We start from the raw sequence: 260 nt of genomic DNA on the forward strand, positions 1-260 counted from the left end.
TACGAAGGTGGCAAGCGTTGTTCGGATTTATTGGGTTTAAAGTGTGCGTAGGCGGTTCCATAAGTCAGTGGTGAAATACGGCAGCTTAACTGTCGAGGTGCCATTGATACTGCGGAACTTGAGTACAGACGAGGTAGGCGGAATTGACGGTGTAGCGGTGAAATGCTTAGATATCGTCAAGAACACCGATAGCGAAGGCAGCTTACTAGACTGTAACTGACGCTGAGGCACGAAAGTGTGGGGATCAAACAGGATTAGAT

General features: G+C 48.1%; 1 rRNA gene. It reads left to right on the top strand.

The window, feature by feature from the left end:
- Positions 1–260 (top strand): 16S ribosomal RNA (locus tag ACTHSQ_RS11330); the annotation flags it as partial.

Origin of the sequence: Neisseria sp. P0009.S008 (assembly GCF_051958615.1) — a bacterium.
Classification (GTDB): domain Bacteria; phylum Pseudomonadota; class Gammaproteobacteria; order Burkholderiales; family Neisseriaceae; genus Neisseria; species Neisseria subflava.